This window comes from Mesorhizobium sp. M1E.F.Ca.ET.063.01.1.1 (assembly GCF_003998155.1).
Classification (GTDB): Bacteria; Pseudomonadota; Alphaproteobacteria; order Rhizobiales; family Rhizobiaceae; genus Mesorhizobium.
Genome location: NZ_RZSC01001785.1, coordinates 1 through 388, shown reverse-complemented (window position 1 = coordinate 388; position 388 = coordinate 1). Strand labels below are relative to the sequence as shown.

The 388-nt window shown below is 63.1% G+C and carries 1 protein-coding gene; it reads left to right on the top strand.

All coding sequences use genetic code 11. The features are described 5' to 3' along the window. On the top strand, positions 1-388 hold a 388-nt coding region (locus tag EOA29_RS40865; protein ID WP_245468908.1), incomplete at both ends, for an ABC transporter substrate-binding protein.

Genomic DNA, 388 nt, shown 5'->3' with positions numbered 1-388 from the left:
GGCTCCTCCGATGATGCCAAGGTCTGGACGCTGAAGATTCGCGACGGTGTCGAATTCCACAACGGCAAGACCGTGACCGCCGAGGACGTCGCCGCCACGCTCGAACGTCACTCCGACGAGAAGTCGAAATCCGGCGCTCTCGGCTACATGAAGGGCATCGAGAGCATCAAGGCCAGCGGCAAGGAAGTGGTGCTGACGCTGAAGGAGGCCAATGCCGACCTTCCCTACCTGCTGAGCGACTATCACCTGATCGTCCAGCCGAACGGCGGCAAGGACAAGCCCGATGCCGGCATCTCGGCGGGCCCCTATGTGGTCAAGACCAACGAGCCCGGCGTGCGCCATGTAGGCGAGCGCTTCGCCAACTACTGGCAGGGCGACAAGATGGGCC